Raw genomic sequence first — 5,213 nt, 5'->3', positions numbered from 1 at the left:
CAACTGGAAATTCTATCGGAGAGAGCTCTTACTACTAATATACGAGGAGAAATTTTATGAAAAAAATTTTTATTGGAGCACTTTTTTTATCCCTATTTTTAGTAGCTTGTAACGCTAATACTGGTCCCCAGGAATATAGCTATAGCTTTGGAGACGAGGTTGAATTTCAGACACATACGATAATAGGTGATAAAGTCAATGATACATATAAATTAAAAGTTTCAAACTACAGAGTGGAGCAAAATATAGCTGAATGGGATCAATTAAACGAAGAAAAAGAATATGTGGCACTTGATTTAGTGATTGAAAATATAGGTAATGAAGATTCAAATCCATATACTTTCGGTTCAGCAAATTTTAAATTTTACGATAATAATGGAATGGAAATAAACTCATTTGCTTTACAGGAAGCAGTCGTAGAACAATTTGAATATGCAGCTTTGCGTCCAGGTGGTAAAAATGAAGGAACAATTTTTTGGCAAATCGACAAAGGAGAAGCTGAAAAAATAACAGAAATCGTTATCTCTGAAGGTGGTAAAACGGGAGATACATTTGTTATTAAATTAAACTAATCTTTCACTTATATTAATTTTAGGATATGCTTCGAATAATTATCGAAACATATCCTTTTTTGTGGGATTTTTCATCTCCAATTACGCTAATATTTTCTACTAATACAATTGGATTATGGTATTAAGATTATGGAATCATTGCGTTGTTCTCTTTTTTATCACATTTGTAAATTTAGATAGAATAGTAAACAATAATTTTATAGTTTTATTGATAATATCCGTTACTGTATACTCTTAACTCGAAACCTCCACTACTTTTTTTCCCTGTCGAACCAGTAAAGGCTACTTTTGAAGTAACAGTTAACATTCTAGTACCATTTCCTTCAAGTGTAGTATTTGTTACTCTTAAGTCAGACGATGATGGTTTGTACATTACTCTAGAAAAATAACTAACAGCAGATACTCGCTGTCCATCATAAATACAATCTGCATAAATATATACGTTACCAAGTATTGCGTCATTTAATATATCACGTACTATAACTGTTCTATTAGCAGGTACAGTAGCTTTAGTTAATACTGGTAGTACTTTAAATTCAATCCCATCTATTTGGTAAATTTGCTCTGAGGTATCTGTAGCATCAATTACAATGTGAAAATCATCTTCATCTTCGGATTCTTCTATACTTTGTGCAAAAGTAACCAATGGCATTGAGATACATAAAATCATTACTAACATACTCATCATAAATCTTTTCATTGTTATATTCCCCCTTTTTTGAATTTTATATTATTCTCGATTTTAAATGACAGATCATAGGTATCATTGTAAAGACAACATATAACGTGGTGTCGACTGAAAACCAAAATCCATTCCTTCTGGTATCGAAAAATTTAAATTTGTTTTCATCCCGTTAAAGCGAAATGTGAAATCTACCCGTGAATCTGTATTTTGTTTATCAATGAAATTCTTATAATCTTGCATCCTATTAAATAGATTTTCTGCGTTGAAGTCTGTATAGCTTATCGATTTAAACATTTCTTCAGCGGTTAATAGATATGATGCAATAAGTGAATTTAATTCATCATATTTAATAGGCTTGAACAGTTCATAATCATACTCTATAAATAGCAATGTTGTATATTTATTCCCTTTATTTCTATGGATAATTTCAATTGGGTATCTATATCTAGCCTCATACGCAACGATACCTACAGGCAAATTATGATTAGACACTTCTTTGTTTTCATCTGGTTCAACGGGTACAGGTTTCATCTCCATAACCGTAGGATCGATAATAAATTTATCTGTAGAAAAATCTCCTGCTCTCTCACCTTTTAATATCGATTCTTTCATAAATGTTTCATCCAAATAACTAATAGGTTTATTTGAGATAGTAAATACAGAACTAGCTGAAAATCCGCACATAGTTAGAAGTAATAACAGTGCTATCACAATAATTCCAGATTTCTTTTTGTTCATCTCCATAATTGATTGAATTCTTTTTTTAATACTTTGTGAGCTTCCTATAAAATTTGTTGAAAAGACACTCTCGCTTCTTCTGAATTTTTCTGCATAAAGTATGGTCTGGCTGTATGATTTTCTAAGTTCAATATCGGCATTTTTCAACACCTCATCATCACAGGATCGTTCGCATAAATTATCAATTTCTTTAGCGAATAGATATAATATCGGGTTAAACCAATGAATACTATAAACCACCATTACAAAAGCCTTATACCATAAATCCTTTCTTTTTAAATGAACTAACTCATGTTTTAATATAATACTAAGCTCTTCTTCACCATAATTTTTAATAGGAAGCAAGATAGAATGGTTGATAAAGCCAACTAGTATGGGTGTGTGGATAAAGCTACATTGTTTAACCTTTATTTTCACATTAAGATTCAGTTCATTCTTAATCTTTTCAAGCATATGTATGGTACAAGGATCATCTACTTTTTTGCTCCACCTTTTTACCATCATCATAAAGAAATAATGTCTTACAAGATGATAACTCAAAAATATGAAAATCCCTAAAATCCATATAATCATCAATGTCTCCCATATCGAAAGCATTGAAATTGTCTCTATTGATACAGATATAAAATTATCTTTCGTTACTTGAATTGGAATATGTTCTTTAGGGGTTATTTCTGCTGACTCAGATAAATGAATAACCTTGGTCGTCGAATCAAATGAAAATGGCAAAATGAATCCTATTAGAATAATCAGCCACCCATAAAATAGCCATTTTGTACGATAACGCTTTAGAAGTAGTGGAGTTAGAACTATAAAGATCAGTCCTACAATTGTCATCGATACAGATTTGAACAGCAATCCGACAATTAGACTTTGCATGTCAATCTCCTTTCTCCTTCACCCACTTAATAAGAGAATCCAAATCTTCATCAGAAATACTATCAGATTTATAAAGTGTGTTTACTAAATTCATAAAGGATCTTTTATGATAAAGCTTCATAAAATACTCTGTTTCAAAACTTAGATAGTCGTCCATTTCTACGGTTGGATAATAATACCTCTCTTTACCTTTTTTCTCACTACTTAGAAATCCACGCTCAGTTAATCTATTCATTAGGGATACTACAGTTTGAATTTTCCAACCTTTTTCAATACCTATATCCTCCATTATTTTCCCTGTTGTAATTGGAGGATTACTTTCCCAAACAATCTTCATAATCTCAAACTCTGCTTCTGGTAATCTTTTCACATTTCCCCTCCTCATCCACATTTAAGTCAATTGTCTTAAATATATAATACAACTGTCTTAAATAGTTGTCAAAAGGTAATTTCGATTGTGATAGAACTATATCATCCAATAGATAATAGCATCTAAAAGTGTTGAAATACTAGAAATAATAATTGTTGAAATGCAGTATTAACTGGAAAAATTCTTCCGGAAATACTTCTTAAAAAATACTAAGAAAATCCACATAATCAATCTCAAACAAACCGTAGTACTCTTAAAATATAAGGCTATCCGAAAAATTAGTTAGAAGAATTAAAGCACCAATAAAATAGAATCACATAATATTTGTTGGCAATTATAAAAATACAAACATACTTATCTATTAGATTATAGTTTTATTGACAAATTAAAGAGCCTACTCAAATTTTGATTAATAGTGAGTAGGCTAATATATATGTTTAAAGGCCTGATACTTTTGAATAAAAAGAACTTAAGTAATTTCGACATGAATAAAGCCAATTTTTCCCAGGTTAATGAATCATCAATTTTATTTTATAGGATAGGATAGGAGACAAAGTGAATCTAAAATTGCAACTTTAGTGTACTTTTTATCAACTTAAGCTATTGTAGATTTTCTAATAAAACAGCAATTCCTTGTCCCCCGCCAATACATAAAGAAGCAATTCCGTACTTCTTATTTTGCAATTGGAGTTCTTTTGCAAGTGAATAAGTGATCCGTGCACCACTTGCACCAACAGGATGTCCTAAGGCAATTGCCCCACCATTAACGTTTACTTTTTCTTGAGCTAATTGAAGCTCCTTGATAACAGCTAAGCTTTGGGCAGCAAATGCTTCGTTCAATTCAAACAAATCAATATCTTCTACTGTAAGATTTGATTTACTTAAAACTTTCTGTATTGCTGGAACTGGACCTATCCCCATAATATTCGGATCAACTCCTGCAACTGCCCATGCAACAATTTTGGATAGCGGTTTTAAATTATATTGATTAACAGCTTTCTCAGAAGCGATGACAACTGCAGCTGCTCCATCATTAATTCCACTTGCATTTCCAGCAGTCACTGTTCCGTCTTTTAAAAAAGCAGGTTTTAAAGTACTCATTTTTTCAATATTAATATTTGAACGAACATGCTCATCCTTTTCAGCAACAATTTCCTGCCCTTTAGCATTTTTTGTCACAACAGGGACAATCTCTTTTGAAAAGCGCCCTGATTCTATCGCCTTCATTGCTTTTATATGAGAATGAACAGCAAATTCGTCTTGCTCTTCCCTAGTAATTTGATATTGTTTTGCAAGATTTTCTGCTGTAATCCCCATTCCACATCCGATATATTCATCGGTTAATGTTCCCCAAAGCATATCATCAATTTCCGGTGCTTTGTTTGGATTACTAAAACGAGTCCCTCTTAGTACGTGAGGCGCTCGTGACATATTCTCTGTGCCACCAGCGACGATTATATTAGCATCACCTAATAAAATTGATTGTGCCCCACTTAGAATCGCTTGTAATCCAGACCCACAAAGTCGATTGACAGTTAAAGCGGATGACTTTTGAGGTAAACCACTTTTTAACCCGATATGACGAGCTAAATAAGCGGAGTTTTTATGTGTATGAATGATATTTCCGAATATGATTTCATCGATTTGATCTGTATTGACTTCACTTCTTTTAATTGCTTCTTTTGTTACACTAACCCCTAAATCAACATCCTCCGTGTTTAAAAAAGAACCTCCGAAGCTTCCAAAGGCAGTTCTACTACCTTCAATAATATAAACCATAATATAACCCCTCCCTAAAATCCCCCTTTAGGTCATTATATTCTAATTTTACTAACTAAAGATATATTTACTCTCGAAACCGTTATTAATTCATAGTTTTTTAATTTCCTCTTGTTCAGATTTTAGTTTATAAACTATAGAAATCGAGTAGAGGGAAAATAAGTTAACTAATTTTCGCCCCTCTCACAAC

At 31.9% G+C, this 5,213-nt stretch carries 5 protein-coding genes; 1 reads left to right on the top strand and 4 read right to left on the bottom strand.

Annotated features, from left to right (window positions below):
- Positions 1 to 56 precede the first annotated feature (56 nt).
- Positions 57 to 572: a DUF4352 domain-containing protein gene (locus CD30_RS18680; protein WP_036180531.1), complete on the top strand. Its 516-nt coding sequence runs from the start codon at positions 57 to 59 to the stop codon at positions 570 to 572.
- Positions 573 to 777: 205 nt separating this feature from the next.
- Here the strand turns inward: CD30_RS18680 and CD30_RS18675 are convergent, their stop codons facing one another.
- The 4 genes from CD30_RS18675 to CD30_RS18660 form a co-directional block, all read right to left on the bottom strand.
- Positions 778 to 1,242, bottom strand: coding sequence for a hypothetical protein (locus tag CD30_RS18675; RefSeq protein ID WP_170215875.1), 465 nt, complete (start codon positions 1,240 to 1,242; stop codon positions 778 to 780).
- A 93-nt stretch (positions 1,243 to 1,335) separates the two neighbouring features.
- The gene (locus tag CD30_RS18670) at positions 1,336 to 2,874 is read right to left on the bottom strand and encodes a M56 family metallopeptidase (protein WP_036180526.1); all 1,539 of its coding nucleotides are present in this window, start codon (positions 2,872 to 2,874) and stop codon (positions 1,336 to 1,338) included.
- Position 2,875: 1 nt separating this feature from the next.
- Entirely contained in the window at positions 2,876 to 3,244 is a 369-nt protein-coding gene (locus CD30_RS18665; RefSeq protein WP_084078071.1) for a BlaI/MecI/CopY family transcriptional regulator, read from the bottom strand.
- Between the two features lie 600 nt (positions 3,245 to 3,844).
- Positions 3,845 to 5,023 carry a thiolase family protein gene (locus tag CD30_RS18660; protein ID WP_036180521.1) on the bottom strand — a complete coding sequence of 393 codons (1,179 nt, stop codon included), beginning with the start codon at positions 5,021 to 5,023 and terminating at the stop codon, positions 3,845 to 3,847.
- Between the last annotated feature and the right edge of the window lie 190 nt (positions 5,024 to 5,213).

The organism is Ureibacillus massiliensis 4400831 = CIP 108448 = CCUG 49529, from assembly GCF_000772965.1.
Lineage (GTDB): Bacteria > Bacillota > Bacilli > Bacillales_A > Planococcaceae > Ureibacillus > Ureibacillus massiliensis.
Note: the sequence above shows the minus strand (reverse complement) of the source record. Positions and strands in the feature narration are given on the sequence as shown.

Excerpts from the sequence above, each read along its gene's own strand:
- CD30_RS18660 (WP_036180521.1), bottom strand. The coding sequence starts at position 5,023 with ATGGTTTATATTATTGAAGGTAGTAGAACTGCCTTTGGAAGCTTCGGA.
- CD30_RS18680 (WP_036180531.1), top strand. The coding sequence starts at position 57 with ATGAAAAAAATTTTTATTGGAGCACTTTTTTTATCCCTATTTTTAGTA.
- CD30_RS18670 (WP_036180526.1), bottom strand. The coding sequence starts at position 2,874 with ATGCAAAGTCTAATTGTCGGATTGCTGTTCAAATCTGTATCGATGACA.
- CD30_RS18675 (WP_170215875.1), bottom strand. The coding sequence starts at position 1,242 with ATGATTTTATGTATCTCAATGCCATTGGTTACTTTTGCACAAAGTATA.